The sequence below is a fragment of the Streptoalloteichus tenebrarius genome (assembly GCF_024171885.1).
In the GTDB taxonomy this organism is placed as follows: Bacteria; Actinomycetota; Actinomycetes; order Mycobacteriales; family Pseudonocardiaceae; genus Streptoalloteichus; species Streptoalloteichus tenebrarius.
This window is the reverse complement of record NZ_JAMTCP010000003.1, coordinates 43,645-69,283: the sequence shown is the minus strand read 5'-3', so window position 1 is coordinate 69,283 and position 25,639 is coordinate 43,645. Positions and strand designations below refer to the sequence as shown.

Annotated in this window: 25 protein-coding genes, 1 pseudogene and 1 CRISPR repeat array (1 of these 27 cut by a window edge); of the genes and pseudogenes, 8 read left to right on the top strand and 18 right to left on the bottom strand. The window is 71.2% G+C overall.

Going from position 1 to position 25,639, the window contains the following annotated elements; translation table 11 throughout:
* A CRISPR array of direct repeats spans window positions 1-25; the repeat unit is 26 nt; it reaches 245 nt to the left of the window's first position.
* A 162-nt stretch (window positions 26-187) separates the two neighbouring features.
* The gene (locus LX15_RS03960) at window positions 188-1,354 is read right to left on the bottom strand and encodes an MFS transporter (protein WP_253668085.1); all 1,167 of its coding nucleotides are present in this window, start codon (window positions 1,352-1,354) and stop codon (window positions 188-190) included.
* Window positions 1,355-1,525: 171 nt separating this feature from the next.
* Between LX15_RS03960 and LX15_RS03955 the strand changes: the two genes are divergently transcribed.
* From LX15_RS03955 to LX15_RS03950, 3 genes are all read left to right on the top strand, one after another.
* Window positions 1,526-2,362, top strand: coding sequence for a helix-turn-helix transcriptional regulator (locus LX15_RS03955; protein ID WP_308213408.1), 837 nt, complete (start codon window positions 1,526-1,528; stop codon window positions 2,360-2,362).
* Between the two features lie 130 nt (window positions 2,363-2,492).
* Window positions 2,493-2,705: an Imm1 family immunity protein gene (locus LX15_RS33430; protein ID WP_372502234.1), complete on the top strand. Its 213-nt coding sequence runs from the start codon at window positions 2,493-2,495 to the stop codon at window positions 2,703-2,705.
* A gap of 151 nt (window positions 2,706-2,856) precedes the next feature.
* Window positions 2,857-3,654 (top strand): alpha/beta hydrolase family protein, encoded by a 798-nt coding sequence (locus LX15_RS03950; RefSeq protein ID WP_253668083.1) that lies wholly within the window; start codon window positions 2,857-2,859, stop codon window positions 3,652-3,654.
* Window positions 3,655-3,898: 244 nt separating this feature from the next.
* On the opposite strand, the gene LX15_RS03945 is transcribed toward LX15_RS03950, so the two are convergent.
* Window positions 3,899-4,045: a hypothetical protein gene (locus LX15_RS03945; RefSeq protein WP_253668082.1), complete on the bottom strand. Its 147-nt coding sequence runs from the start codon at window positions 4,043-4,045 to the stop codon at window positions 3,899-3,901.
* A gap of 518 nt (window positions 4,046-4,563) precedes the next feature.
* Here LX15_RS03945 and LX15_RS03940 point away from each other — a divergent pair.
* Window positions 4,564-5,814 (top strand): S8 family peptidase, encoded by a 1,251-nt coding sequence (locus LX15_RS03940; RefSeq protein WP_253668081.1) that lies wholly within the window; start codon window positions 4,564-4,566, stop codon window positions 5,812-5,814.
* A 503-nt stretch (window positions 5,815-6,317) separates the two neighbouring features.
* Window positions 6,318-9,185: an ATP-binding protein gene (locus LX15_RS03935; protein ID WP_253668080.1), complete on the top strand. Its 2,868-nt coding sequence runs from the start codon at window positions 6,318-6,320 to the stop codon at window positions 9,183-9,185.
* Between the two features lie 233 nt (window positions 9,186-9,418).
* Here LX15_RS03935 and LX15_RS03930 read toward each other — a convergent pair whose 3' ends face one another.
* From LX15_RS03930 to LX15_RS03895, 8 genes are all read right to left on the bottom strand, one after another.
* Window positions 9,419-10,318 carry a glycoside hydrolase family 19 protein gene (locus tag LX15_RS03930; protein WP_253668079.1) on the bottom strand — a complete coding sequence of 300 codons (900 nt, stop codon included), beginning with the start codon at window positions 10,316-10,318 and terminating at the stop codon, window positions 9,419-9,421.
* A gap of 241 nt (window positions 10,319-10,559) precedes the next feature.
* Entirely contained in the window at window positions 10,560-10,865 is a 306-nt protein-coding gene (locus tag LX15_RS03925) for a hypothetical protein (protein ID WP_253668078.1), read from the bottom strand.
* Complete coding sequence (locus LX15_RS03920; protein WP_253668077.1) at window positions 10,862-11,014, bottom strand: hypothetical protein; 153 nt, start codon at window positions 11,012-11,014, stop codon at window positions 10,862-10,864. The genes LX15_RS03925 and LX15_RS03920 overlap by 4 nt, the downstream gene beginning before the upstream one ends.
* A 31-nt stretch (window positions 11,015-11,045) precedes the next feature.
* Window positions 11,046-11,273: a hypothetical protein gene (locus LX15_RS03915; protein WP_253668076.1), complete on the bottom strand. Its 228-nt coding sequence runs from the start codon at window positions 11,271-11,273 to the stop codon at window positions 11,046-11,048.
* Window positions 11,274-11,352: 79 nt separating this feature from the next.
* A complete protein-coding gene (locus tag LX15_RS03910; protein ID WP_253668075.1) occupies window positions 11,353-11,865 on the bottom strand; it encodes a hypothetical protein in 513 nt (170 codons plus the stop codon).
* Window positions 11,866-12,342: 477 nt separating this feature from the next.
* The gene (locus tag LX15_RS03905) at window positions 12,343-13,206 is read right to left on the bottom strand and encodes a hypothetical protein (RefSeq protein ID WP_253668074.1); all 864 of its coding nucleotides are present in this window, start codon (window positions 13,204-13,206) and stop codon (window positions 12,343-12,345) included.
* 9 nt (window positions 13,207-13,215) lie between these two features.
* On the bottom strand, window positions 13,216-13,869 hold the full coding sequence (locus tag LX15_RS03900; RefSeq protein ID WP_253668073.1) for a VldE C-terminal domain-containing protein: 654 nt from the start codon (window positions 13,867-13,869) through the stop codon (window positions 13,216-13,218).
* Between the two features lie 549 nt (window positions 13,870-14,418).
* Entirely contained in the window at window positions 14,419-15,009 is a 591-nt protein-coding gene (locus LX15_RS03895) for a hypothetical protein (RefSeq protein ID WP_253668072.1), read from the bottom strand.
* Window positions 15,010-15,426: 417 nt separating this feature from the next.
* Here LX15_RS03895 and LX15_RS03890 point away from each other — a divergent pair.
* Window positions 15,427-15,863 (top strand): annotated as a pseudogene (locus LX15_RS03890) (hypothetical protein).
* A gap of 65 nt (window positions 15,864-15,928) precedes the next feature.
* On the opposite strand, the gene LX15_RS03885 reads toward LX15_RS03890, so the two are convergent.
* The 3 genes from LX15_RS03885 to LX15_RS03875 are packed head-to-tail and all read right to left on the bottom strand — an operon-like array spanning window position 15,929 to window position 18,954.
* Entirely contained in the window at window positions 15,929-17,014 is a 1,086-nt protein-coding gene (locus tag LX15_RS03885) for a type III polyketide synthase (protein WP_308213407.1), read from the bottom strand.
* Window positions 17,011-18,216, bottom strand: coding sequence for an acyl-CoA dehydrogenase family protein (locus LX15_RS03880; protein WP_253668070.1), 1,206 nt, complete (start codon window positions 18,214-18,216; stop codon window positions 17,011-17,013). The genes LX15_RS03885 and LX15_RS03880 overlap by 4 nt, the downstream gene beginning before the upstream one ends.
* A gap of 6 nt (window positions 18,217-18,222) precedes the next feature.
* Window positions 18,223-18,954, bottom strand: a complete 732-nt coding sequence (locus LX15_RS03875) for a methyltransferase domain-containing protein (protein WP_253668069.1) — start codon at window positions 18,952-18,954, stop codon at window positions 18,223-18,225.
* Window positions 18,955-18,980: 26 nt separating this feature from the next.
* Here LX15_RS03875 and LX15_RS03870 point away from each other — a divergent pair, with 26 nt between their 5' ends.
* The gene (locus LX15_RS03870; RefSeq protein ID WP_253668068.1) at window positions 18,981-19,853 is read left to right on the top strand and encodes a UbiA family prenyltransferase; all 873 of its coding nucleotides are present in this window, start codon (window positions 18,981-18,983) and stop codon (window positions 19,851-19,853) included.
* 9 nt (window positions 19,854-19,862) lie between these two features.
* Here LX15_RS03870 and LX15_RS03865 read toward each other — a convergent pair whose 3' ends face one another.
* Both LX15_RS03865 and LX15_RS03860 read right to left on the bottom strand, forming a co-directional pair.
* Entirely contained in the window at window positions 19,863-20,471 is a 609-nt protein-coding gene (locus tag LX15_RS03865) for a CatB-related O-acetyltransferase (protein ID WP_253668333.1), read from the bottom strand.
* Between the two features lie 196 nt (window positions 20,472-20,667).
* Entirely contained in the window at window positions 20,668-21,189 is a 522-nt protein-coding gene (locus LX15_RS03860) for a hypothetical protein (RefSeq protein ID WP_253668067.1), read from the bottom strand.
* A gap of 184 nt (window positions 21,190-21,373) precedes the next feature.
* On the opposite strand from LX15_RS03860, the gene LX15_RS03855 reads away from it, so the two are divergent.
* Entirely contained in the window at window positions 21,374-22,141 is a 768-nt protein-coding gene (locus tag LX15_RS03855) for a catalase family protein (RefSeq protein WP_253668066.1), read from the top strand.
* Window positions 22,142-22,226: 85 nt separating this feature from the next.
* On the opposite strand, the gene LX15_RS03850 is transcribed toward LX15_RS03855, so the two are convergent.
* The 3 genes from LX15_RS03850 to LX15_RS03840 form a co-directional block, all read right to left on the bottom strand.
* The gene (locus LX15_RS03850) at window positions 22,227-23,147 is read right to left on the bottom strand and encodes an aminoglycoside phosphotransferase family protein (RefSeq protein WP_253668065.1); all 921 of its coding nucleotides are present in this window, start codon (window positions 23,145-23,147) and stop codon (window positions 22,227-22,229) included.
* Between the two features lie 222 nt (window positions 23,148-23,369).
* Complete coding sequence (locus tag LX15_RS03845; protein ID WP_253668064.1) at window positions 23,370-24,446, bottom strand: NAD-dependent epimerase/dehydratase family protein; 1,077 nt, start codon at window positions 24,444-24,446, stop codon at window positions 23,370-23,372.
* A 127-nt stretch (window positions 24,447-24,573) separates the two neighbouring features.
* Window positions 24,574-25,455, bottom strand: a complete 882-nt coding sequence (locus LX15_RS03840; protein WP_253668063.1) for an oxygenase MpaB family protein — start codon at window positions 25,453-25,455, stop codon at window positions 24,574-24,576.
* Between the last annotated feature and the right edge of the window lie 184 nt (window positions 25,456-25,639).

Genomic DNA, 25,639 nt, shown 5'->3' with positions numbered 1-25,639 from the left:
TCACCCCCGCGTGCGCGGGGAGGACCCTTCGCGACCTGGGCTAATGCAGGGTCGTTACCGATTCTTGATCTCGGGTGGGGTGGGCTGTGGTCATGGCTTCAGGAAACACTACCGGTGGGCAGGACGTGAGCGCGGGGGGTCGTGAAGCGTAGGCGGGCGTGATCAGCGGACGAGGTGGTGGAGAGCCTCATCGGCGGTGGCGGGCGCGTCCGAGGGCGGCGGCCGCGGTCAGTGGAACCAGCAACACCGCGCCGATGAGGAACAACGAGGAGTAGAGGCCTCGGGCGGCGCTGTCGGCGGCCAGGGCGGAGGCGAACGCGCTGCCCCCGTACAACGAGACCCCGAACAGAGCGATGCCGGTGGCCCGCGCGGCCGGAACCAGCTCGGTGGCCCAGGACTGGATGGTGGAGTGCAGGAACGACCAACCACCACCCAGAAGCAAGGCCGTGATCACCAGCGACGGCGTGGACAGGCTGACGGCCGCCGTCGTGTAGGCCAGCACGGCCAGCGTCCCGCCGACGACGATGAGCACAACCGGTCCGAGCGCGCCCGCCACGCGCCGGACGATCCGGGCCGAGAGCATGGCTCCCACTCCGTACAGCGCGGAGACGGCTCCGGCCACTGTGGACGGTACCCCGCGTGACTGCATCGCGGGCGCCAGGTAGGTCAGCAACCCCAACAACACCATGCCCTCGACGAACGCCACACCCATCACGTACCACTGCCACCGCGAACGCAGCGCGACCCGCATCGGCGCGACCCAGGAGGTCAGTGGTTCCCGCTCCGGCTCGGGCAGCCGGCGCAACGCCACGGCCAGGTACGCCGCGACCAGGCCGGGCAGCAGGAAGACCAGCCGCCAGCTCACCGCGTCGGCCAGCGCACCGGCCACGAGGGTCGCCAACGCCGTGCCCAGCGCGAACATGGTCATCAGGTCACTCAGGTACCGCTGCCGGGCGCCGACGGGCACGGTGTCGCCCACGTAGGTCAGCGTGGAGGAGATCGCGGCGGCGAAGAACGCCCCCGCCACGGCGCGGGCCACGACCATCGCGGTGACGGTGGGCACCGCCGCCGAGACGATCGCGGCCAACGCCGCTCCCGCCAGGGACCGGCGCAACACCCAGATCCGGCCGAGACGGTCGCTGGCCACGCCCCACACGGGCTGCATCAGCCCGTAACAGAGGAAGTAGGCGCTGGCGGCCAAGGCCACGGTGGACAGTGGGACGTTCCACTGTGCTCCGATCAGCACCAGCATGGGGCCGATGGAGAAGCGATCGAAGTTGCTGATGAGCCCGGCTGCGCGCAGCAACCAGAACGACCGGGTCGACAGCCCGAGCGGAGCGGATGTCGCGGTCATGTCGGTGAGGCCCTCCTTTCGCGACAGGCTTCCCCCAGCTCAGCAGCGATCGGAGGAAGGAAGGGCGCTCAACCGGTTACCAACACTGACAGCTTCCGCGCCCGCCCGTGCCGCGCGGGAGCACCGCACCGTCGGGACTATCCTTGTTCGCGCAGAGCCCGGAGGGAGACCGTGACGACCACGCCCCGTGAAGAACTCGGCGCTTTCCTCCGGTCCCGCCGGGAACGCCTGACCCCACAGCAGGTGGGCCTTCCCAGCTCCCCGCGACGCCGCACGGCCGGGTTGCGGCGGAGCGAGGTCGCGCAGATGGCGGGCATCAGCACGTCCTGGTACTCCTGGCTGGAGCAGGGCCGAGTGCGCACGTCGGAGCAGGTTCTGCGGTCCCTGGCCAGGGTGCTGCGGCTCGACGCCGCCGAGACGGCGCACGTGCTGTCCTTTGTGGAAAGCGGGCCCAAGCGCCGGAAGCCGTCGCGTTCGGTGTCACGCAACCTCGCGTCGCTCGTGGACGCGTTGACTCCGAACCCGACCGTGGTCATCGACCCGCACTGGGACATGCTGGCGTGGAACCCCGGGTATGCCGCACTGTTGACAGATCCAGCGCGCCTGCCACCACGACACCGCAACCTGCTGTGGCTGGTGTTCCGCTGGCCACCCTGCCGACAGTTGCTCGTCAACTGGGAGTCTGAGGCACGCACGCTGCTCGGGCAGTTCCGCGCCAACGCCGCGCGCCATCCCGACGACCCCCGGTTCGCGGAGATCGCCCGGGCCGTCGTCGAGGACCCGGACGGCGCCCGCTGGTACGAGCGGCGGGAGACGGCCGCCTACCACCCCGCGATCCGCCACTTCCGGCACCCGATCGTCGGTGACCTGCGTCTGCGCTACGTGAAACTCGCCGCCGTGGACGAACCCGGCCACCACCTGCTGACCTATCTGCCCGACGACCGTGCCGCCGAGGACGCGCTCCGAGTACTTCTCACCGAAGCGGACAACCGAACGACGACCGGGTGAAGAGCCCGAAAAGGACTCCGCATACCCCACCGCGCTCGTCGTCGAGCGCCCAACGTTCGGCCCCCTCCAGTTTCCCCGACCACGGGATCAAGTTCGACGTCGACCCTGACCAACGGGTCGCGGCGCTCGTTTGGGTCGGCCCTGGCTTCGATCATCCTTGGATGACGCTGTCCAACACCCCCTGCCGAAGGTCGACCTGTATCAGGACCTCGGTACCGGCCTTCTTTTCCCTGCCAACGCGGCGATCACCCTCGACCAGCTTCGGGCGGCTGTGCACGAGTTCCACGAGTCAGGTGGACACCGGCCAACCTGCGTGGAGTGGCAGGAAGCCGACGGATTCTGAGGGGAGCGGGGAAGCCAATGAGGCAACGGCCGGTGGGACCATGTCCCACCGGCCGTGTTCTTCGCGTTCAGTGCCCGCGTCGCCGACCACACTGATTCCGCTGGTGGCGTAACCGTTTCCCAGCGCGCGGCCGTGGACCTACCGTGGTCGTATGCGCTCACCGATGACTGGGACGGCGGCCGGTGTTCCCTTCACCGCGCTGCCGCCGGCCGACGACGGCCCCGCGCCGCTGATCGTCACCTGGCACATGCTCGACGCGCCGAGGTCGGACGCCGCGTTCGCCGCCGCGCTGCCGATGAACGACCTGCCCGCGTGGCGGGTGCACCTCGGCATGCCGATGTGCGGGGCGCGCATGGTCAACGGCAGCATGGACGCCGGCCTGGAGCTGATGCGCGAGGACGTCCTGATGTCCTTCCTGCACCCGTTCGTCCGCCAGGCGTTCGAGGAGTTCCCGGCCGCGCTGGAGTCGATCCGCGCGCAACTGCCGGTCGATGACGGGCCGATCGGCGTGCTCGGCGGCTCGCTGGGCGGGGCCGTCGCGCTGCGGGTCCTCGCCGAGACCGAGATTCCGATCTTCGCGGGGGCGGTGGTGAACGCCGCCATCCGGATGCGGTCCGTCGTGGACCTGTTCCCCGGGGACTACCCGTACGACGCCGAGTCCGAGAAGGCCGTTGACAGCCTGGACTTCATCGCCAAGGCGGACGCCCTCGCCGCCCACGCGCCGTTGCTGGTCGTCAGCGGTGAGTTGGACCACCCCGGGCTGCGTGCCGACGCGATCCGTCTGGTCGAGGCGATGGGGGAGCGGGCCGAACTGCTGTCGATCCCCGGGTTGGCACACCCGCTGGCTGAGGAGCCCGGCATCGAGCCCGCACCCCAGCTCCCCATCGCCCGCGAGGTGGACGCGGGCCTGACCGCGTGGTTCCGACGCCACCTCACGCCCGCGGGCTAGGGACTGTCCGACACGCGTAAACTGCACGACTGGAGGCGCGTTTCCTTGTAGGACAAGGAAGTCTCGTCGTTCCGAGGTGCCACGTTGGACCGCGTCCGGGCGGTGTGGCGGACGAACGAGGTTCTCCACGAACCGGCATGTTTCATGCGCTGTCGCAGTCGCAAGCCAAGGGGCCGCCGTGACATCGTCGCGGCGGCCCCCTGACGAGACGAGGGTCGGGAGCCCCGAGGTCGAGGAAGCGAGATCACTCCTGCTTCTTCCGGCCACGGCCGATCCGGGTATCGCGGTCGGCCACATACCACTCCACGTAGCGCGCGGCCTCCTCGCCGTCACGCATCAACACCCTCCGGCCCTTGGTCGGCTTCATCCACTCCCGCACCGAGGGCCTCACGCTGTCAAGCTCCAGGTATTCGTAGACCTGCTGCTGGCTGTACAGCGGCAGGTTCCCGAACCGGCTCGCGGCGTGAACAGCGCCGAGAGAGGGTTGTCCGGCACCCCCACCGGCTTGCGCAGCAGATCGAGAACGCGGGCCTCTGTCATCCTGGTGGCCTCGGCAACCTGAGCGGCCGACAGGTACGAACTCGCCAACCGCGGCTCGCTCGCCACATCAGGCACCCCCTCGGCCCAGGCCCGCCACCAACAGGGCGTCCTCTCGATCGCTGGCCGCACCACACGGCAAGTGATCACGCCTCGCGATGCATGGTTGTTGAGCGGACAGGAACCCGTGGGCTCGGGGATGTCCCGGCGCGTCACGGATTTTCTTACGTACCCCTAATCAAATCGTTCACTGATGTTCCGTCCTGCCCTGGTCGAGCACAGTCGACCGGCGTGACCTCCCCCCTGCGACTGCCTGAGGTCACGCGCCGCGCGGACCAGGTCCGCCGGCGAGGCAGAGATGGAGTTCCCCGCATGCGTTCCCAGCACGGTTCCCCGGCGAGAACATCCGCCCTGGGCCTCGCGGCCGCCATGGTGGCCCTCGGCCTGGGCGCCGCCCTCGCGCCGCACGCCACGGCGGCCGAGGGCGAGATCCGCAACGCCAACACCGCCGACTCGGTGCCCGGCAGCTACATCGTGCACTTCAAGCGGTCCGCGACCTTCGACGCGGCCCAGGTCTCGGACAACGCCCAGCGGCTGGCCGCCCGCTACGGCGGCAGGCTGACGCACGTCTACGACGTCGTGGGCGGGTTCGCCCTGGAGGTCGGCGAGGCGGCGGCCAGGCGCCTCGCCGCCGAGCCCTCGGTCGAGTTCGTCGAGCAGGACACGGTGGTCAGGGCGTTCGGCGTCCAGCCCAACCCGGTCTGGAACCTCGACCGCGTCGACCAGCGGGACCAGCCGCTGGACCGGAAGTACGCTTACCCGGGCAGCGCCGGCGAGGGCGTCACCGCGTACGTGGTGGACACCGGCGTGGACGTCAACCACTCCGAGTTCGGAGGCCGCGCGAAGAACGGATACGACTTCGTCGACAACGACACGGTCGCTCAGGACTGCCACGGCCACGGCACCCACGTGGCCGGGACGATCGCCGGCTCGACCTACGGCCTGGCCAAGAAGGCGACGGTCGTCGGCGTCCGGGTGCTGGACTGCTCCGGCTACAGCCGGGGCAGCTCGGTGGAGCAGGGCCTGAACTGGGTGGCCAAGAACGCCGTGAAGCCCGCGGTGGTTAACATGAGCCTCGGCGGCTCGGCCAGCGACTCGTTGGACCGCGCCACCCGCACGGTGATCAACGCCGGCGTCACGGTCGCGGTGGCGGCGGGCAACGAGAACCGGGACGCCTGTCGGGTCTCGCCGGCCAGGGTCGGTGAGGCGCTGACCGTGGCGGCCAGCGACTCCGCCGACAAGCGGTCGATCTGGCGGGCGCCCAGCTCGGCGTCGAACTACGGCCGGTGCGTGGACCTGTTCGCCCCTGGCAGCAACGTCCTGTCGGCCAGGCCGGGCGGTGGCACGGCGTCGATGGGCGGGACCTCCATGGCGACGCCGCACGTTGCCGGGGCCGCGGCCCTGTACCTCGGCGCGTCCGGAAACGCGGGCAAGTCGCCGTCGGAGGTCGCCGACGCCCTGCTGACCGCCACGACGCCCAACAAGATCAGCGACGTCAAGGGCTCGCCGAACAAGCTGCTCTACACCGGCTTCCTGAACGACGGTTCGTCGCAGGGCCGGTGAGACCGGGGCGGTGAGACCGGGCCGATGAGACCGTGCGGTCCGCAGCTCTCCTCGCCACCCCGGTGATCCCCGTCGAGGACCGCCTCCCGGATTCCCGAGCCGGGTTGTCCACACCGGTTCCTCGAAGAACGCCCGTCCGCTGAACCGCGTGCCCGCCTCTCCCCGCCCACCGGTCCGGGCACGGCGTGGGAAGCAGGACCGCGTTCGGAGCAGCCACCCCTGCTGACTGCTCCACGGGGAGCGACCCCGTCGGGAGGTCGGATCGAACCGACCTCCCGACGGGGTTGTGGCCTTTGTCGTGCGGATGACAGAAAACCTGTCGAGGCGGATCAGACGCTGTTACGCTGACGCCTCTTCTCTGGGGTGTGTGAGGCGTGTCACCGCGCGAGCGGCGGGCGGTGGCCGCCTCGGGTCGTCTGTCGGGCGCGGGGCCGGTCGGGTCGGATCAGCACGACGAACGACGCCGGGGAACACGACAGGCCGACGGCGTTGTGGAGTGTGACATGACGTTGGCGCACACGGACCCACGTTCCTGCTCGCCGGTCCTGGTCGGTCGCGACGAACAGTTGGCCGCCGTGTCGGCCGTCGTCGCCCGGCAACCCTCGGTCGTGTTCGTCAGCGGCGAGGCCGGGGTGGGCAAGACCCGACTGCTGCGCGAACTCCAGCGCAGGGCGGACCTGGCGCCGCTCCGGGTGCTCACCGGGTGCTGCCAACCCCTGCGCGAGCCCTTCCCGTACGGGGCGGTCCTCGACGCGCTCCGCACGGCCGGCGCGTACCTGGACCGACGTCGGCTCAGCCCGGTCACCGGGGTCCTCGGCCCCCTGTTGCCGGAGATCGCCCGATGCCTGCCGGAAGCGCCCGACCACGCGGAGGACCCCCGCCACCGGCGACACCAGGTGTTCCGCGCCGTGCGGGAGATCCTGTCGGCGCTCGGACCCGCGCTGCTCGTGGTCGAGGACGTGCACTGGGCCGACGACGGCTCACGCCAGTTGCTGCGGTTCCTCCTGTCCGATCCGCCGCCGACCCTGACCGTGCTCATGACCTACCGCCGCGAGGACGCGCCGGACGGCATGCCCCTGGGCGCCGCCTACCTGCCGCCGGCCGGGGTCACCACCCTCCTGCTGGAACTCCGCCCTCTGGAGGTGGCGCAGGTCGGCGAACTCGCCGCCGCCATCCTCGGGGTCACCGAGGTGCCCTCGGACTTCGCGGCGCGGCTGCACCACCGCACCGCCGGCATCCCGTTCGTCGTGGAGGAGACGTTGCGCGCGATGCGGGGTCCGCTCGGCACGGTCGACGTCAACACCGCCACCGCGCGGCGACTCCTCGACTCCCTCGAAGTGCCCGCGCTGTTGCGGGACGCCATGGCCGAGCGTCTCAACCGCCTGCCCGCCACGGGCAGGCGCGTCGCACAGGCGGCGGCGGTGCTCGGTGTTCCCGCCACGGAGGAACTCCTCGCCGACATCGCGGCGATGTCGCCCCAGCGGGCGCGCACCGCCGTCACGCGAGCGCTGCGCGCGGCCGTGTTGCACGAGGTGGACAACACCCGCTACGGGTTCCGGCACGCCCTGGCCCAACAGGCCGTCTACGACACGCTCAGCGGCCCCGAACGGAAACTGCTGCACGCGCGGGTGTTCACGGCCCTGTCGCGGCTGGAACCCCCGCCGTTGCTCCAACTGGCCGAACACAGCCGCAGGGCGGGGATGGTCGCGGAGTGGTTGCGCCACGGCGAGGCCGCGGCCGACCACGCGGCCCAGATGAGCGACGCCGCCACCGCGACCCGGCTGTACCGGCAGCTCCTCGACGAGACACCCCACGCGTCCGACGTGGACAGACTGGCGATCAAACTGGGACTGGTGGCCCGACACGGGCTGGACCAGCACGACCCGCGCGCCGCCCTGGAACGACTCCTGGGCGATCCCCGCCTGTCGGTCGCCGCGCGCGGCGAGGTCCGGCTGAACCTGGGCCTGCTGCTCGTCCGTCAGGCGCAGGGACTGCGACAGGGCCTGACCGAGATCGAGACCGCCGTGCGGGAGCTGCGGGAACGACCGGACCTGGCCATGCAGGGACGGACCGCGCTGGCGCAGCCGTTCACCGGGACCACGCCCGTCGACTTCCACCTGCGGTGGATCGGCGAGGTCGAGGCGTTCCTGACCGGGTGTGACGACGACGCGTTGCGGCTGGCGCTGCTGGCCAACCACCTGGCGTCCCGGCTGTCGGTGGGGGACCCCGCCGTGCTGGACGAGCTGGACCTGCTGCCGGAGGACTCGCCCGAGGTGACCGACCGCCGGCACCTCGTGCGGGCACACGCGAACCTGGCCGACGCCTGCCTGCTCACCGGGCACTTCCCGTTGTCACGGCGGTTGTTGGAGAAGGCGTTGCGCCTGGCCGTGGGCGCGGGCGTGCCGTTCATCGTCGGCACCGCGCAGTCCACCGAGGCGCGCCTGGACTGGTTCACCGGGAACTGGGCGGGCCTGCGGGGGCGCGTGGTGCGGCTCATCGAGGACTACCGCGAACTCCTCCCGCTGGCCGGCGAGCTGTCCCTGGTCCTGGGCTGCCTGGCGATGGTCAGGGGAGAGTGGGAGGCGGCCGGGCGGCACCTTGCCGACACCGGGCTGCGTACGCCGGACAACGCCATCACGCCGATCGTCCTGAGTGGATACGCCGCGCTCGTCCGCCTGCACACCGCGCGGGACCGAACCCGTGACGCCTGCGCGGAAGCCGACAGGGGAGTGGAGATCCTGCGTGGCAAGGGCGTGTGGGCGTGGGCCGGGGAACTCGCCCCGGCGGCGGTGGACGCCTACTGCCGAGAAGGGCGACAGGACGAGGCTGAGAAACTGGTGGGGGATCTGGAAACCGGCGTCGCCGGCAGGACCGCTCCGCTGGCCGCCGCCGCGCTGCTGGCGTGCCGGGGAATCCTCGCCCAACATCGCGGGGAGCGCGAGGCGACCGACCTGTTGCGCGCCGCGCGCACGGCCGCCGACGACCTGTCGCTGGTGTACTACTCGACGCTGCTGTCCGAACGGATCGCCATGGTCTCCCTGGCCGGCGACAAGACGTCCGCCGTCGCCGACCTCGCCGCCGTGGCGGACCGGTTCGACGCCATGGGCGCCAGCGTCGACGCGACGCGGTGCCGGAAGGTGTTGCGGTCCGGCACCGCGTCCCCATCGCGACGCGGCCGGCGTGGCTACGGCAACGCGCTGTCGCCCCGGGAGCAGGAGGTCGCGCGGCTGCTCCGGCAGGGCCACACCAACCGGGAGATCGCGGAGTTCCTGTTCCTGTCGCCCCGCACGGTCGAGCAGCACGTGGCCCGGGTTCTCCACAAACTGGGAGTCAGGACACGAGCCCAGTTGATGACGCGGCGTGGTGAATGATCTGTCGGTGGTGCCATGATTGCGGCCACTGTGGACGATTGTGTCGCTGTGTCGCCGGTGTCGTTCCGTGGAGCGACCGGCCTCGGTGACGAGTCCACCTTTGCCGGTGCTGGCGCCTTTGCCGGTGCTGGCGGCAGCCCTGGGCCTCGCCCGGCGATCTGTCGGACGCTCGGTTGCGTCGACCGTCCGCCCGCCGGGCGAGGCCAGGCACGCCCTGCTACCGGGCTTGTCGGTCAGCAGTAGAGGTTGCCGCCCGGGTCGACCCCGAGGATGCGGGCGAAGTTCCGGTAGGCGTTGACCCGGCTCTCCACCTGGGCGGGGTTGCGCCCGTCGCACTCCAGCGCGCCGTTGATGCTCCGGATCGTCTCACCGAACCCGTTGCCGTTGACCATCGCGTCGTGCGGGGTCATGCGGCCAGGGCCGCGCTGGGTGTTCCAGTACCAGAGCGCGGTCTTCCAGGACACCGCCGCGTCCCGCTCCACCAGCCACGGGTTGTTCAGCAGGTCGATGCCGAGGGCGTCACCGGCGGCCTTGTAGTTGAAGTTCCAGCTCAACTGGATCGGGCCACGACCGTAGTACGCGGCCTGTCCGGCGGGGCAGCCGTAGGGCTGGTTCCGGTCGCAGTAGTGCGGGTAGTTGCCCGTGTTCTGCTCCACGATGTGGACCAGACCGCCGGTCTCGTGGTTGACGTTGGCCAGGAACGCCGCCGCCTCCCGCTTCCTCGTGGCGTCGTCACCGGTCCTGGCGAAACCCGGGTAGGCGCTCGTCGCCGCCGTCAGGCCCTGGTAGGTGTAGAAGGCGTTCCGGCTCGGGAACATCTGGTTGAACTGGGCCTGGCTGACCACGAAGGACGTGTTGCCCCCGCCGCCGTCGCAGCGGTACGGCTCCCAGTACCAGGTGCTGATCGTCGGGTCGTAGCCCGGGTTGGCGTGCTTGGCGCGGTAGTACAGGCCGTTGGTGTACCGCACGATCGCCCCGGACTCGTACCACTGGCCGGCGACCCAGTTGGGCGCGGTGCACGCCGCAGCGGCCTCGGGCGTCTCGGCGGCCGAGGACACCGAGGGGGCACCGACGGCGAGCACGAACGCGGTGGCCAGGGCGGCTAACGCTGCGAGGAGGCGCTTTCTCAACACTCGACCACTCCTTGTCTCTGGCGGCGCCGTGTCGCAGGGGGACACGGTCCATGTCGCAGGACACCCCGTTTGGTCTGAACCAGTCAAGGGTGGAGAGGGGTTTCCTCCACGAACCGGCCCACTCGGCCACCTTGCCGCGGACTGACCAACGGGTCCTCCTACTCCTCGCCGGCCGCCCCGCACCGCCGCGACACCGCCACTCGGCGGCATCCTGCCCCCACCGAACGGTGGCGCGCTCCTCCTATCTGTTCAGCGACCACTTGGCGTCGCCGTCCTTGACCGACCCGTCGTCGTAGGAGCCTGTCGCGGGGTTCGGCCACCTCCCGCCGGGGAAGGCACTGGTGTCGATGGTCTCGCCGTGGAGACCGATCAACTGTTGGGCCTGGGTTCCCAGCGTGGCGGTCAGCGCCCCCACGGAGGCCCAGACCAGTCCGCTGGTGACCCCGGCCTCCTCGACCACCAGAGCGGCGCCCGCCCAGGAGAACACCGCGGAGCCGAACGCCGCGATCGCGGTGGCCATCGCCCCGACGAACTTCACCACGATCACCGCGATGGGTTGACGAATCCCGGGAGGTACCAGCGGTCGACCGCCTCGTTCGCGGCCCTCGGCACCTCTCCGATCTTGTGCCCCAGATCCTCCATCCCACTGTTGATCCTGTTGATGGTCGCGGTGAACTGCGCCTCGCTGAAGCCCATGACCCCCCAACACCCCCTCGTCCGTCGTCCGCTAGTAGATGTTGCTCATTCGGTGCACGCCGGCCGCCTCTTCCTCGTCATAGGTGTTCGCCACCGACCGGAGGGTGTTGGCGAACTCGGCCATGGCCGTGGCCGCCTCACTCGACCTGGCGGAGACCTGGTCGAGCACCTGTCCGTAGGCGTCGAAGATGACCTGGAACGGGCCCGCCTCGACGCGGCTGAGCCGCAGGACGTCCACCATCGACGGAATCCTCGCCATCTGGGCCGCTTCCTCGTCCCAGATCCTCGCCTCGTCCCGGAGGAGGTTGGTCGAGCCTTCACCTGGTCAGCGGTAGGCGTCATCCCCGTTCATCCCCTCGGTCGACGAGTCCGTGCTGGTCACGCGGAAGAGCCATCGCCTCGCCGAACAGCGTGTCGAGGGTTCCGGCGGGTTCCGGGGCCGCTGTACTCCTCGCCAGTTCGTCCCTGGCCGTGGCGAGTGCCTCGCTGAACGCGTTCACCAGTCTCGCGCTGGTCTGGTCGGCGACCCACCGCTCGTCCACTGCGCATGACGTCATCCCGGTCGAGGACAGCGTCATGATCAGCTTGCCCGTCCGATCCGTGCCGAGCACGGTGTCCGGCGTCGGTGGCGCAGCGAAGGTGTCCCAGTTGTCGTACAGCCGCAGAACGTCCTCGGTGACTTCGCTCAGCGGGCGAGGTGAGCGGGTCGCGACAGGTGTGCGGAACGCCGGCGGAACCTCGTCGTCGCCTGCCGAGAGGCCTTGCTCGCTCTCAAGTCGTTCCGCGCGCTCCCGCCAACCATCATCGGCTAACGATCTCGACCAGGCCTCCATCCGCTGGGCGATCGCCACCTGAACGGCCTCCATCGCCGCCGGGGCGAGTTCGGCGGGGGAGAGGCGATGTGCCGAAGACGGCGCGTTCGGCCGCGCTCGGGCTTCCTACCCAGACCATGAGCGTTGTCGCGAACACAACCTCGGCCACTTTCGGTCGTTCGCACGCCTGTTCAACGTGGGTTGGTGGCGTCGGAGTCGGCTTCTCCGCTCCTCTTCCTTCACGCCGCCGAGATCCCCGAGTGCCCTGAATCCTCCACACAGGACATTCGAACGTGGTTTCTGCTTCTCTCGGCAAACATTTCCGTGGCGAGCGTGTCCACTGCTCTGAACCGCACCGGCCACTCGTCTCACAGGGTTCTCCTCTGATGTCCGCCAGCCCCGCTGCTGGCCGACACGAGGTACTCGGGGGCCTCACTGGTGGCGTGACGAGCGGCGAGGTGGGCACCGGGGTCTTCCGGTGCCCACCTCGTTCCTGGTTGTTTCGGGCGGTCGTCCTCAGCTCGCCGGGTTCTGCGCGGCCAGCTTCGCCTCGATCTTCTCCAGCCGGGCGACGATGTCGTTGATGCGGTTCTGCTCGTGGTTGAACTGTTCGCCGTTGAAGTTCTCGCCCTCAACACCGGCCGACATGCGCAGCACGCGGTTGAGCAGGCGGTCCCACTGCCACTGCGGGATGTTCGCGAGGTTCTTGTTGGCCAGGATCTCCTCGATCTTCTGGAGCCGGCCGATGATGTCGTTGATGCGGTTCTGCTCGTGGTTGAACTGCTCGCCGTTGAAGTTCTCCCCCTCGACGCCCGCGGACATCCGCAGCACGCGGTTGAACACCCTGTCCCACTGCCACTGGGGCACCTCGGCCATGTCATCCCTCGTCTCGTCTGCTTCGGCGACGATCTGCTCCCAACGCGGCAGCTTGCTCATCGCGTCTCGGGCGTAGGGGGTGTCCCCCGGTTTTCCTGTGTTGTACCGGCTGAACGCGTCGCGAACGCCGCTGGTCCTGACGTAGTCGGCGAGGATCTCGAAACCCACCCGGATGTTGATCTCGGGTCGCCAACACCCGCCGAGCTGGTCCGCCCGGTCCTGGATCCCGGGATAGGTCAGTTGCGCGGGTCCGACGCCCTGCGCGCCGCAGCGCGACCGGTTCCGCAGGTAGTCGCGGTAGTTCTCCTCCGTGACCGGTCCGCCCACCGGGCCGCACCTGACCTTGTCGTGCCCGTAGACGTTGCGTCCGCCACCGGACTCCTTCATCAACATCACACATCCGACGGCCAGCGACAGCCGTGCCCGCTCCGCCTCGGCGACGGCGATTCCCGCCACCTCAGGCAGAATCCCGCCGCGGATGATCGCCGCTTCCTTCGTGACCATCCGCTTCCCTCACTCCAGGCGGGACAAGATCCGGTCCAGTCGGGCGACGATGTCGTCGATCTGGCGCTGCTCGTGGTTGAACTGCTCGCCGTTGAAGTTCTCCCCCTCGACGCCCGCGGACATCCGCAGCACGCGGTTGAACACCCTGTCCCACTGCCACTGAGGCACGTCTGCCATGTCATCCCTCGGTTTCGGTTTCCACCAGGTCGTCTCCTTGCGGGCGCCGGCCCAGGAGAAGCTGAAGTGCACGTGGTCGGTGTGCGGGGACGGGCCGGTGTAGCGCTTCCATCCCTCGCGCGCCTGGTTCGCCGACCAGATCCGACCGTTCCAGATGATGTACATGATTCCCCACCGGCGGGCGAGGGCGTGCTCGTTGCCGTGCCTGTCGGTGGAGAGCAGCCAGTCGAGCAGGTCGTTGGCGATGTGCGCCTGGCCGTTGGCGTTCACGCCCCAGTCCCAGGCGCGCCCTTCCTTGTGCTCGCTCCTCCCGCCCACGCCGCAGGCGCGGACGATCCCCATGTTGCTGGTTCCCCGATAGGTCGCGAGCACGAGGTCGCGAAACTCCTCCACTCCCGGTTTGGCTCTCGGGTCGCAGTCCCGCTGCGGCTCGTACGGGGCGTAGCCGTCGATTTCCGGCCCGAACTCCGGCGTGGTCGGCGACACGGGAACTCCTTTCCTGTCCGGCGGACCTCTTCGCTGTCTCACGGCGCCGCGCGAGTCGGACACGATCTGGAGAAGAGCCCGATGTGTCGTCGTCCTGGGGCGGCGGCAGCGCCACTGGTCGGTGCGGACCCTCTCGTCCGCGTGTGAGGCCCAGCCTGCTCGCCGACTCCGCTGGGGAGGTCCCTCCCCGGGGGGATTCGTCCCGTACCCGAGGAGGATTCGCGCGATACGGCGAAGCCGACCGCCCTGAGCGGTCCGGAACGCGCCTTCCTCGAATACGATCTTGCCGCTCGGTCGGTCCCCGCGTTCCGCTTTCAGGACCCGGGGAAGACGAGGAGGCACCGCAGCCGCGACCGAAGACGCCGAGGAAGCACCGAAAGCGCAGCTATCCGACCAGAGGTGCGGCTGCACGGTCCTCTACGGCTCCGTGAACCTCAAATCCCACGTGGAAGATCTTCAGGCTGGGCGAGCGGCAGCTTCGCGCCGCCGCCCAGAAGAGCATGGGACAGCACCGGACGCCCGCCGGGCCGCGCCGCTGGGCGGGGCCGGTCACGCCGTGACGTGGCAGCGGCCGGAGGCCACGATCTCGTTGATCAGCTCCGCGAGGCGGCGCATCCAGGACTCGGGGCCGAGGAACATGCGGTGGGAGATGACGAAGCCAGCCGCGTCGGCCGCGTGTTCGGCGGCGGGGCAGCCGTCGTTGCGGTGGTCGATCGGGTTGACCCGGAACAACGGGCGGCGGTAGACGGGGTCGAGATGGCCTTCGTGGGCCGACATGCCCTCCGCCGACAGGGCGCGGACGAGCAGGTCACGGGAGAGCCCCTCCGCGTGCTCGGGGTCCAGCCGCATCGGCAGCGAGAACAGGCTCCACCGCGTCACCTCGGGGGGCGGGGCCACGGCGACCACGGCCGGCCCCAGCAGCTCGGGCGTCCTGGCCACCGCGACGCCCCTGACGTAGCCGAGGGAGGCGTCCAACGTGTCGCCCCGCCAGGCGCTGCGCTGCCTCGGCGAGCAGTCCTCGGCCAGGGCGACGGTCGCGTCGACGATCTCCCCGGCCACCTCCTCGGTCAGCCCGCCCGTGACGCAGCCGGTCGCGTGCCCTGTCTCTGCGGAGTGAGAGGTGTCGGGGGAGAGCGGCATGACCACCTCTGCCGCAATCGTCTCACGCCTTCGGTCCGTGGCTCGTGGCCTCCGTGGAAACGTCGGAGCCAGGTGTGTTCCTGATGGGAACAGGCGCGTGTCCGGGTGACTTCCTGTGCGTGGCTCTGTCGTGGGTTCCACCGGGGGGGCTTTTATCGCTTTGACCGCGATGGTTTCAGTGCTGACTAAAATGAACCACTCAAGCGACACCCGAGTGCGGACAGAGCAACGCAGCAACGAAAAGACAGCCAGGAGCAGAGCGGTTGACCACGGCAGCCTGTTCCTGGGCGTCCTGGCCGGCGGTCCTTTCAGTCCACAGTGGACCGAGGGGGTCGGGGTTGACGATGGTGGTGGTGAGATCCGGGCGCCGCCGGGTGTCCGACGAGCACGGTGAAACGCGTTCTGTGGCAGGGCTTGATGTCCGGACTGGCGGGTGCAGCCGTGATGACGTTGGGGGAGAAGCTGGAGCAGTGGGTCACGGGACGACTGGATTCTTCCGTCCCGGGCAGGTGGCCATGCACTTCGGTCAGGGCGCGCTGATTGGGGTCCCGCGGTCGGTCATGGCGCACTCGGGTCTGCGCGGGCCGCAGACATCCGCGATGTTCGCCGTGGTGCGGTTGACCAACGATCAGATCCTGGAGAACGCCACCGGTGTCGGCGCGCCGCCCCCGACGTGGCCCCGGCGGGAACTGGTGGTGGATCTGCTGCACAAGGCGGCGTTCGCTCTTGCCACGGGGCTGGCCGCCGACCTGTTGGCCGCGCCGAGTGGTCCCGGCCCTGGTCAGCGGCACGCGAACCTTCGCCCCGGCCGTCACGCCGACGTCGGCCGGCTTCCTGTGGGAGTGCCCTCCTGACGCTGGAGGACTTCGTGTCCCGTCTTCTGCTTCTCATGTGAGCGCGGGGAGGCGATCGTCCAGGTTCACTGCCGTGCGCGGTCCTGGTGCGGGCCGGGGGAGCGGAGGAGCGCGGCGTACAGGGACAGGCCGGGGCCGAAGGCCAGGGCGACCGCGGTGTCGCCCTGGCCGAGCCGGCGGGTGCGGAGAACCTCGTCGAGGACGAGCAGCACGGTCGTCGAGGAGCAGTTCCCTCGTTCGGCCAGGACGGACCGCGAGGCGCTCAGGGCGTGCGGGGGCAGGGACAGCTCGTCCTCGACCAGGCTGAGGATGCGCGGGCCGCCAGGGTGCACCGCCCACGCCCTGACGTCGGGGACGTCGAGCCCGTGGCCGGCGAGCAGGCGTTCCACCGTGGGGCGCAGGTGCTTGGCGAGGAGGTCGGGGACCCGGGGGGACAGTCCCATGCGGAACCCGAGGTCGGTGATCTCCCACGTCATGTGGTCGCTGGCGGTGACGTCGGTGTGGGCGGCGACGTCCAGCAGCTCCAGTTCCCTGCCGGTGGTTGGTCGGGCCGGGGTCGCCGGGCGGACGACGAGAGCGGTGGCCGCGTCGCCGAACAGGGCGTGGGACACCATCTGTTGTCGGTCGGTGGTGGGTCCCTGGAGGTGCAGCGAGGTGAGTTCGACGCACAGCAGCACGGCGGGGCGGCGGTGGGTGGCGACGTAGTCCGCGACGCTTCTCAGCGCGGGCAGCGCGGCGTAGCAGCCCATGTGTCCGATGAGGACTCGTTGTGTGTCGGGCGGCAGGTCCAGTGACGCGGCCAGTCGGATGTCCAGTCCTGGTGTGCCGTAGCCGGTGCACGAGGCCACGGCGAGCAGGCCGATCTCGTCGGCTCCGGTGCCGGCGTCGGTCATGGCCAGGGTGACGGCGCGGTGCCCGAGGGGGTGGGCCTCCTCGGCGAAGCGGCGCATGCGTCGGCTGGTGGACCAGCGGGAGAGGTCCTCGGCCAGGGGGTTGGCGACGGCGTGCCGGCGTCGCACGCCGGAGGCGGCGAAGATGCGGCGCGCCACCTCGCGGGGCAGGAAGTGGTGGTGGAAGAAGCCCTCCCACAGGGCGTCCTGGGTGATGGCGCCGGGCAGCGCCACTCCCCAGCCGGCGACGGTCGGGGTCACCACCGTGCCACCTCGGTGTCCTGTTCGGGGTTCCCGCCGAGGGTGGCGACGCCGAGCCAGTCGGCGCAGACGTCGGAGGTGGCTGGTTGGAGGGCTCCGCAGCGGGCGTCGCGGTAGAGGCGTTCCAGGGGGTGGCCGCGTCGGGTGGCGCTGGCGCCGGCGGCTTCCAGCAGGGATGAGGCGACGGTGTGGGCGGTGTCGCCGGCGAGCAGTTTGGCGCGCCAGATCCAGCGGTTGGTGTCGGGTTCTCCGGGGTGGTGGGTGACGCGTCGGGCGGCTTCGGTGACGGCGAGGCGGGCGGCGGCGATGGCCGCGTCGGCGCGGCCGATGCGGGCGCGTACCGCGGGGAGTGTGTGGAGTGCGCGGGCGTGGAGGTGGTCGCGGGCGGCGTGCAGGGCGGCGCGGGCGACGCCGACGTAGACGGCCGCGTAGGAGGCGACCAGCCACTGGGGCATGACCTGGGCGAGGGGGAGGGCCAGTCCCTCGATGCCGCCGAGCAGGGCGTCGGGTGCGACGTGGGCGTCCAGGTGCAGGTCGTGGCTGCACGTGGCGCGCATGCCGAGGGAGTCCCAGGTGGGTTCCACCCGGACGCCGGCGTCGTGGGGGACGAGGAAGTAGGAGATCTTGGGTTCGGTGCTGGTGGCGTCCCGGGCGGCGACGAGGTAGGCGTGGGCGTGCCCGGCCGCGGACACGAAGGTCTTGCTTCCCCGGATGTGGTATCCGCCGTCGTGGGGGCGGTAGGTGGTGGTGACGCGGGACAGTCGCGCGCCGGTGCCGCGTTCGCTCATCGCGACGGCGTAGAGCGCGCCTCGCGCGGCGTGGGCCAGCAGCCGGTCGCGGGTGGTGAGGAAGTGGTCGGGGACGTCGAGTTGGCGGAGGAGGTCGTCGGGGGTGTGGGCGAGCGCGCCGGTGACGGAGGCGTGCATGTTGAAGATCAGGGCGGTGGCGCCGGCTCCGGTGCCGAGTTCGAGGGCCACGTCGGCGTAGTCGGCGAAGGTGGCGCCGCATCCGCCGAGTCGGGTGGGGGTCATGAGGCCGAGTAGGCCGTGGGCGCGCAGGTCGGCGAGGTCGGCGTGGGGGAACTCGCCGGTGGCGTCGTGTTGTTGCGCGCGGGCGGCCAGGTGGGGGACCAGGACGCGGGCGCGGGCCAGGGCCGTGGCGGGGTCGGTGGGTGGGTGGAGGGGTGTGGCGGTGGTGGTCACGGGTTGTCACTCCTCCCTGCGTCCGCGCCCCTGGAACAGCACCGCGGTGGTGGGGGTGGGCACCATGCGGACCGAGGAGCGTCGCCGGGCGGTCCAGGCGAGCAGGTCGGTGAGGGCGGGGCGGATGCCCCGGATTTCCAGGTGGACGCCGTGGCGGGCGCATTCGTCGAGGAGGCGTCGCCGGTTGACGAGCAGGGCGGGGTCGTGGACGCCGCGCGGTGCGAGGCCGGGGAGTCGTTCGGCGATCTCGATGGCCAGCCACCGGCACAGGGCGGTGTCGGCGAGGGTGTCGAGCACGAGCAGGCCGCCGGGGTGGAGCAGGCGGCAGGCCTCGGCGACGGCGCGGGGCAGGTCGGGCAGGTGTTCGAGGATCTCGCCGGCGACGACGACGTCGGCGCAGCGGTCGGTCAGGGGTGTGGTGAGGACGTCGGCCTGGACGGCGGTGACGCCGTGGGCGCGGGCCTGTCGGAGCGCGGTGGGCGACTGGTCGACGCCGATGTGCCGGTAGCCCTTGTCGGCGAGGTGGGGTGCGAGTAGGCCGGCTCCGCATCCGAGGTCGACCAGCACGGCGCCCGGTCGGGTGGCGCGGGGGATGAGGTGGGCGCGGGCGGCGGCGAGCCAGTGCAGCATCGCGAAGGCTCCGCGGGGTCGCCACCACTGGTCGGCGAGCCGCTCGTAGAGCAGCGGGTCGTTGCGTGGTGGGGCGGGGCGCGCCGTGGTCGCCGTTCGGCGGCACATGGGCTCAGGCTGGCACGCTTGCCGGTGTGCGGCATCTCCTCCTGACCGGGGTGGCGTTGGTGCGCGCTGGTCATCCGTTGCCGTCCGCGACGGTCACCGTGGTCACCGCGGGGTTGGCTGCCGCCACTGGTCGTCCCTCGGGGCAGGTGGCGGTGGTCGCTGTGGCCGTGTTGGCTGGTCAGTTGTCCGTGGGGTGGCTCAACGACCTGGTGGACGCGCGTCGCGACGCCTTGGTGGGGCGGCGGGGCAAGCCGGTGGCGAGCGGGCGGGTGGCGCCGGCGCTGGTGTGGTGGGCGGTGGGGGTCTCCGCGCTGGTGGCGGTGGGTTTGTCGTGGGTGTCGGGCGCCGGCGCCGCGCTGGTTCACCTGGTCGCGTTGGCCTCGGCGTGGGCGTATGACCTCGGGTTGAAGGCGACGCCGGTGTCGGCGGCCACCTACGCGGTCTCGTTCGGGTTGCTTCCCGTGTTCGTGACGTTGGGTCTGCCCGGGGCTCCCGTGCCGCCGCCGTGGCTGGTGTGCGCGGCGGCGGCGCTGGGGTGCGCCGCGCATTTCGTCAACGTGCTGCCTGACCTGGCTGATGACCGGGTGGTGGGGGTGCGGGGTCTTCCGCACCGGCTGGGTGCCCGGGTCAGCCTGCTGGTGGCCGTGGTGTTGGTGGTGGTCGCCACCGTGCTGCTCGTGGTGGGGCCGGGTGGGGGTGCGGGCGGTGTTCGGTTGGCGGCGTTGCCCGTGACCGGGGTGGTCCTGGGTGTCGGGCTGGTGTTGCACCGTCGGGAGCGGTCGCGGGCGGCGTTCCGGGCGGTGCTGCTGGTGGCCGCGCTGGATGTGGGGTTGTTGTTGTCGGCAGGGGGGCTCGTGGTCGGGGCCGCGCACGAGGTGCGGGGCCCCGACCCGAGGTGAGGTCGGCGGCTACGGCCGGGGCGGGGCCACCGCCGCGAGGGCGTCGACGCTGCCGGACATGATCGTGCGGACGTGGTCGGTGATGTGGGGCGGGGGCCAGTCCCACCAGGCCAGCTCCAGCAGGCGCTCGACGTCCTCGTCGGAGTACCGGCGGCGGAGGAGCCGGGCGGGGTTGCCGCCGACGACGCCGTAGTCGGGCACGTCGTCGACGACGACCGAACCCGACGCGATGATCGCGCCGTGTCCGATCCGGACGCCGGGCATCACGAGGGCCTGGTAGCCGATCCAGACGTCGTTGCCGACGACCGTGTCGCCCCGGCGGGGCAGGTCGGTGATGAGGTCGACGTGCTCGGCCCAGGCGCCGCCCATGATGGGGAAGGGGAACGTGGAGGGGCCGTCCATGCGGTGGTTGGCGCCGCCCATGATGAACCGCACCCCGGTGGCCAGGGCGCAGAACTTCCCGATGACCAGCTTCTCCGGCCCGTAGTGGTACAGGACGTTGCGAGTCTGGAACGCGGTGGGGTCGTCAGGGTCGTCGTAGTAGGTGAACTCGCCGACCTCGATCAGCGGGGACGTGACCACCGGTTTGAGCAGCGCGACCCGGGTCTGTTCGGGCATCGGGTGGGTCACGGTCGGGTCGGGCAGGGCAGCGGGCGTCACGGGCTGTCTTCCTCACGTGCGACGAAGGGGCGCGTCATGATCGCCAATTTGCGCGCCGGTCGTCTTTCGGAGGCGGGGCGGTGCGCGTCGAGTCGCGTCGAGTCGTCAGTGGGTGCCTCCGGGGGCAGGACGGAGGAACCCACTCAGGACTCGCTCACCCGACGTTGATGGTGATCCCCTCGATGCGGGCGTGCTGGCCGGTCTCGCCGACGAACACCGAACCGCCGCACCGCAGGCCCTGCCAGCCGGTGTGCGCCATGTGGGCGTTGGCGCAGACGTTGCCGGTGCTCACGCCGAGGACGAGGCCCTCCATTCGGAGGTACTGGCCGGTGGTCCCGACGGAGAGGGTGTCGCCGTCGTTGGCGCAGCGGGTGGCCTGCCAGCCCATCTTCTCCACGTGGGCCTGGGCGCACAGGCGGCCCACGCCGGACGCCCGGATCTCCAGCGCCTCCAGCCGCAGGGACCGGCCGGTGGTGCCGGCCAGGTTGCCGTCGCAGGTCCAGCCCTGCCAGCCGATGCTCTCCACGTGCGCGCGGTAACAGACCGACGGGGCCGCGCTCGGGGCGGCGGGCGCCGCCTCGGCCAGCGCCGGGGCGGCGGCCGAGGCCAGGAGCAGGAGCGCGCCCGCGGTGGTCCCGGCCGCTCTGGCCAGCAGGTTCACGGGTTTTCTCGCCATGATCTGTTCCTTTCTGGTGATGACAGGAGGTGCTCCGGGTCGACGGTCGGCCCGGACGACAAGTCCTATCGCGAGAGAGCGGGTTGTCGTCGATCTTTGACGGAACCCTGAAGGGTCCCGGGCGGTGGGCGGGCCTTGTTCCTCCATAGAGGACGGTTACCTGCCGTGCCGTCGGGGAACTCCGATGTCGGTGAGGATCAGGTCGTTGTTCTCGGGCAGCGCGAAGGGCGCGGGTGGACGCGTCCTTCGACCGTCCCGGTTGGTCACGGGCCTGTTCGAGGTGCTGGCGCGTCTGCGGGGCGCGCGGGCGCTTCATCCCCGAGGTGTGTTCGTCGGCGGGGAGCTGACCGTCGCGGCGCAGGCCCGTCTGCCGGTTCCCGCCGGGACGCGGCCGGTGGTCGCCCGACTGTCCAAGGGGGTCGGCACCGGTGGGGGCAGGGCCGACGTGCTGGGGCTGGCGGTGCGCGTTCCGCCGTGGTCCGGTGTGGACCGCCCGTGGGATCTGACGCTGTCCAGCACGGGCGGCGCCCGGTTCACGTGGCTGCTGCCCGTGCTGGCCCGGCACTGGGGGCGCGCCAGTTTCGGCAGCATCGTGCCCTACCGCTTGCGGGGGCGGCGGGTGTGGTTGGTCGCCGTGCCCCGGGATCTGGACCCGGACGCACCCGCGTCACTGGACTGGGTGGCGCGCCGGGTGGGGGAGCGGCCCGCGCGGTTCACCCTGCATGTGGTGGGCGCGGGGCGGTCCGGCGGGAAGGTCGCGGACCTGACCCTGCACACCGTGCTGGTGGGCGCGCACGTCGACGAGGTGTGCTTCGACCCGGTCGTGAACTGCCCGCCGGAGATGCCGCTGTGGCCGCGGTGGCTGCGCCGCCTGCGGTTGTTCGCCTACCGGGGGAGCCGGCGTGGCCACCACGCGCCTGAGGCCGCGCTCCACGCCCTGCCCCGCCCGTGACGCGGGGGCGACGACGGCACGCGCCGCCGCCCCCGGGTCATCAGTCATCGCGGGTGTCTGGTCACCCAGGCCTTCACGTGGTGGTTCAGCGGTGGCGCAGCAGGGTGGTGGCGATGGCGACCTGGGCTGGTTCCAGCGCGGTCCTGCCGTCCTCGATGTCCCACAGCGCGTTCTGGAGGACGCGGCCGAGGGTCCAGCCGGTCGCGCGCCGCCGGTCCAGGTCCAGCGCCTCGGTCAGCACGTCGAAGCGGCGCAGCACGGCGCGTTCGACGTCGCCGGAGGCCACCACCTCGTCCCACCGGTTGTCCATCGCGGGCAGCAACTCGAACCCGGGGTCGCCGGCCAGCGGCTCGGGGTCGATGGCCAACCAGGGCTGCCGCTGCCCGGCGAGGACGTTGTCGTAGTGCAGGTCCCAGTGCAGCAGGCGGTCACCGGGCTCGGCGACCAGCTCGGCCACCGCCGCCGCGCAGGTGCGCACCAGCCGCTGCTCGGCGGGGTCGCGCAGCGGCGGCACGGCCGGGGTCTGGTCGAGCATGGCGGTGGCGATGTCGGACAGCCGCCGCACGCCCTCGGGAGCCCGCACCGCGGTCAGGCGCGCCATCAGGTCGGCCAGGATCGTCATGGCCTCGTGGTCGTCGGCCACCGAGGACAGGGTCCGGGTGGCGTCGAGCCGTTCCAGCAACTGGGTGCCGCTGTCCTCGTCGTACTCCAGCAGGCGCACGATGCCGTCGCCGCTCCAGGCCCGAAGGCCGGTGGCGGCGTGGGCGGTCTCCTCCCGGAGCTGCTGGAGTTTCAGGACGGCGGGGGTGCCGTCGGCGCGGAGCACGGGCAGGACGAGTGAGGCCATGCCGTGCGCCGCTGCACCGTCGGGCCGCAGCGCCCAGCGCTCCAGGAAGTGCCCGCCGAGGCGGGGCAGCTCCGCGACCCAGGCGCGCTCGGCGGCGCCGTTCGCGCCGTAGGCGGCGGCGAACGCGTCGGGCACGGCGATGAGGGGCGACGTGGTCAAGGGGTGAGTCTCCTTCGTGGATGGTGAACCGAACGTGAACGAAGGAACTCACCGGCGGTGCCCGTCCGAGGGGTAGTCGTCAACGCATGTCACCAATCTAGCCGAACATGATCACCCGAAGTACGGGGGAGAGGCACCACACTTCGTGTTCGACAGTGGCTCCGCCCAGGGGGGTGCGGCCACCCCCGCACCCGGACCTGCGGGGACGCGGCGCGCGGGGTGTCAGGGGCGTTTGCCCACGCCGGTGACCAGCTCCCGCACCCGGCCGCCCCGCGCGTCCGGCAGCAGCGGCGGCGTGGGCAGGCCGGCCTTCTCTTGGAGGCCGTGCAGGAACTCCTCGATGGCCTCCCGCGCGCTGTGCTGGGGCGACCAGCCCAACTCGGTGCGGGCCCGCGTGGTGTCCATGATCGGCAGGCGCAGCACCGCGTCGAGAAGCTGGGGCGAGGCGGGCAGCAGGTGCAGGTGCCAGGCGGCGGCCACGGCCGCGCGCAGCACGGGCGTGGGCACCCGGACCGGGCGGGCGTGGAGGATGTCGGCCAGCAGCTCGGGGTCGACCACCGGCTCGGCGGCGAGGTTGAACGCCCCGCGCACCGGGCGCAGCGCGGCCAGCCGGTAGGCCTCGGCGACGTCGGCGGTGTGCATGGCCTGGAACCGCAGCCCGGGCAGGTTGGGGACGATCGGCACGGTGGAGCTGCGCACCAGCCGGTTGGGCAGCAGCGGGCCGGCGAACAGGCGGCGCTGTTCGCTGGCGGACTCGCGCTTGAAGATGAACCCCGGGCGCAGGCGGACCACCCGGGTGTCGGGATGCGCCGACTCGAAGGTGTCCAGCACCCGTTCCAGGTAGGCCTTCTCCCGCGTGTAGCCGGCGGTGGGCCAGCCGTGGGTCGGCCAGGTCTCGTCGACCGGCTGGTCCTTGGGGCCGGGGGAGTAGGCGCCCACGGAGGAGGCGTGGACCAGCGCCGGCACCTGCGCCCACGCGGCGGCCTCGAACACCCGGATGCTGCCGTGGACGTTGACCCGCCAGGTGGTCACCGGGTCGTGGGTGGGCTGGAACAGCCACGCCAGGTGGATGACCACGTCGGCTCCCCGGAACAGGGTGAGCAGGTCGTCCTTGGTGATGTCTGCCCGCGCCCACTCGATCTTGGGGGCCCGCCAGTCGGGCAGGCGCCGCGCCAGACCGAGGACGGACCCCACGGCCGGGTCCTGGCTCAACGCGGCGACGACGCTCGTTCCGACGTTCCCCGTGGCGCCGACGACCACGACCCTGATGCCGCTGGTGCCTGCCCGTCCCTCGGTCATGCCGCGCTCCTCCGGTCGGTTCGCCCGCGTCGACCGGCCGTCGACGCCGGAGGGACTGCCGCCCCACGGGTCGGTGTACCCGAGCGACGCCCCGCCGACTCCTCCCCGGCGCGCACTCGGCCGGGCGTCAGTCGTCGGGCGTGGAGGTCGGGGCGACGGGCGGGAGGCCGTGGCCTCCGGCATAGACCGATCGGGTGCGCGGTGGGCGAGTGCGTTGGAGGAGGGCGGTGGCGCGCAGGGCCGCGTGCACGGCCAGCTCCGTGGCGCGGGCGACGGAACCGACACCGACGGCCTGACGCAGCGGCGGATCCAGCAGCGCGGGGCCGACGCGACGCATCACGGGACGCAGCGCGCGCGGGACCCGGTCTTCCAGGAGTCGTTGCGAGGCGCGCATCAACTCCTGGGCTTCGGGCGTGAACGCGACGTGCGCCGTCTCGTAGTCGTCGAACCAGCGCTGGAACGCCTCGACGGAGTCGGGGATGCCCTTCAGGCCCATGAGACGACCCAGTCGGACGTGGAAGTGGTGGGCGGCGCGCGTCTCGACGTCGGTGAGGGGACGCCACCCGTAGCGGGCGATCCAGCGCAACGGGACGAACAGGGTGGCGCCGAGAACGTAGAGGTAGTCGTCGTGGGTGGCGCGCAGGCCCCGGTGGGCGAGGTTGAGGCGGCGCAGGGCGGCCCGTCCGCTGGGGTGGTCGAAGCCGTGCTCGATGAGCGTGAACATCACGGCGCCGGTGGCCTGGGCCCGGTCGCGGGTGTGGTGGGTGATCTGGCCGGTTGAGGCGAGGACCCGTGCGATGCGGGGGATGCCGTAGGTCCGGTAGAAGGCCAGGTTGAGCCCGAGGTGGGCCAGCCAGGGGAACTCGACCAGCATCGTCGTGCGGTAGATCGCGTGGTGGTCGCGCTCCGGGTCCAGCCGGGTGAGGTGGTGCAGGTTGCGGTAGCGGTCGGTGCGCACGTGCCCCCCGGGAAGTCGCCTTGACGGCGGCAGTGTTCGTGCGCGGCTCATCCGTCGTCAACCTCCCCACCCCGTTGCCCCGCCCTCCAACAAGCAGTCCGCGCTTCTGTAACTATCGTTTCAGTGTCAACTAAATTTGATGACCTCCAAAGAGCCAAGAAGACCCAAAAGCAGCAAGGACAGAGGAGCAAAGAACCCCGAGAACAGGCCGTGATGGGTGATCAATCAGCCCTGG

Excerpts from the sequence above, each read along its gene's own strand:
- LX15_RS03960 (WP_253668085.1), bottom strand. The coding sequence starts at position 1,354 with ATGACCGCGACATCCGCTCCGCTCGGGCTGTCGACCCGGTCGTTCTGG.
- LX15_RS03950 (WP_253668083.1), top strand. The coding sequence starts at position 2,857 with ATGCGCTCACCGATGACTGGGACGGCGGCCGGTGTTCCCTTCACCGCG.
- LX15_RS03940 (WP_253668081.1), top strand. The coding sequence starts at position 4,564 with ATGCGTTCCCAGCACGGTTCCCCGGCGAGAACATCCGCCCTGGGCCTC.
- LX15_RS03935 (WP_253668080.1), top strand. The coding sequence starts at position 6,318 with ATGACGTTGGCGCACACGGACCCACGTTCCTGCTCGCCGGTCCTGGTC.
- LX15_RS03920 (WP_253668077.1), bottom strand. The coding sequence starts at position 11,014 with ATGGGCTTCAGCGAGGCGCAGTTCACCGCGACCATCAACAGGATCAAC.
- LX15_RS03915 (WP_253668076.1), bottom strand. The coding sequence starts at position 11,273 with ATGGCGAGGATTCCGTCGATGGTGGACGTCCTGCGGCTCAGCCGCGTC.
- LX15_RS03905 (WP_253668074.1), bottom strand. The coding sequence starts at position 13,206 with ATGGTCACGAAGGAAGCGGCGATCATCCGCGGCGGGATTCTGCCTGAG.
- LX15_RS03895 (WP_253668072.1), bottom strand. The coding sequence starts at position 15,009 with ATGCCGCTCTCCCCCGACACCTCTCACTCCGCAGAGACAGGGCACGCG.
- LX15_RS03875 (WP_253668069.1), bottom strand. The coding sequence starts at position 18,954 with ATGTGCCGCCGAACGGCGACCACGGCGCGCCCCGCCCCACCACGCAAC.
- LX15_RS03865 (WP_253668333.1), bottom strand. The coding sequence starts at position 20,471 with ATGCCCGAACAGACCCGGGTCGCGCTGCTCAAACCGGTGGTCACGTCC.
- LX15_RS03860 (WP_253668067.1), bottom strand. The coding sequence starts at position 21,189 with ATGGCGAGAAAACCCGTGAACCTGCTGGCCAGAGCGGCCGGGACCACC.
- LX15_RS03855 (WP_253668066.1), top strand. The coding sequence starts at position 21,374 with ATGTCGGTGAGGATCAGGTCGTTGTTCTCGGGCAGCGCGAAGGGCGCG.
- LX15_RS03845 (WP_253668064.1), bottom strand. The coding sequence starts at position 24,446 with ATGACCGAGGGACGGGCAGGCACCAGCGGCATCAGGGTCGTGGTCGTC.
- LX15_RS03840 (WP_253668063.1), bottom strand. The coding sequence starts at position 25,455 with ATGAGCCGCGCACGAACACTGCCGCCGTCAAGGCGACTTCCCGGGGGG.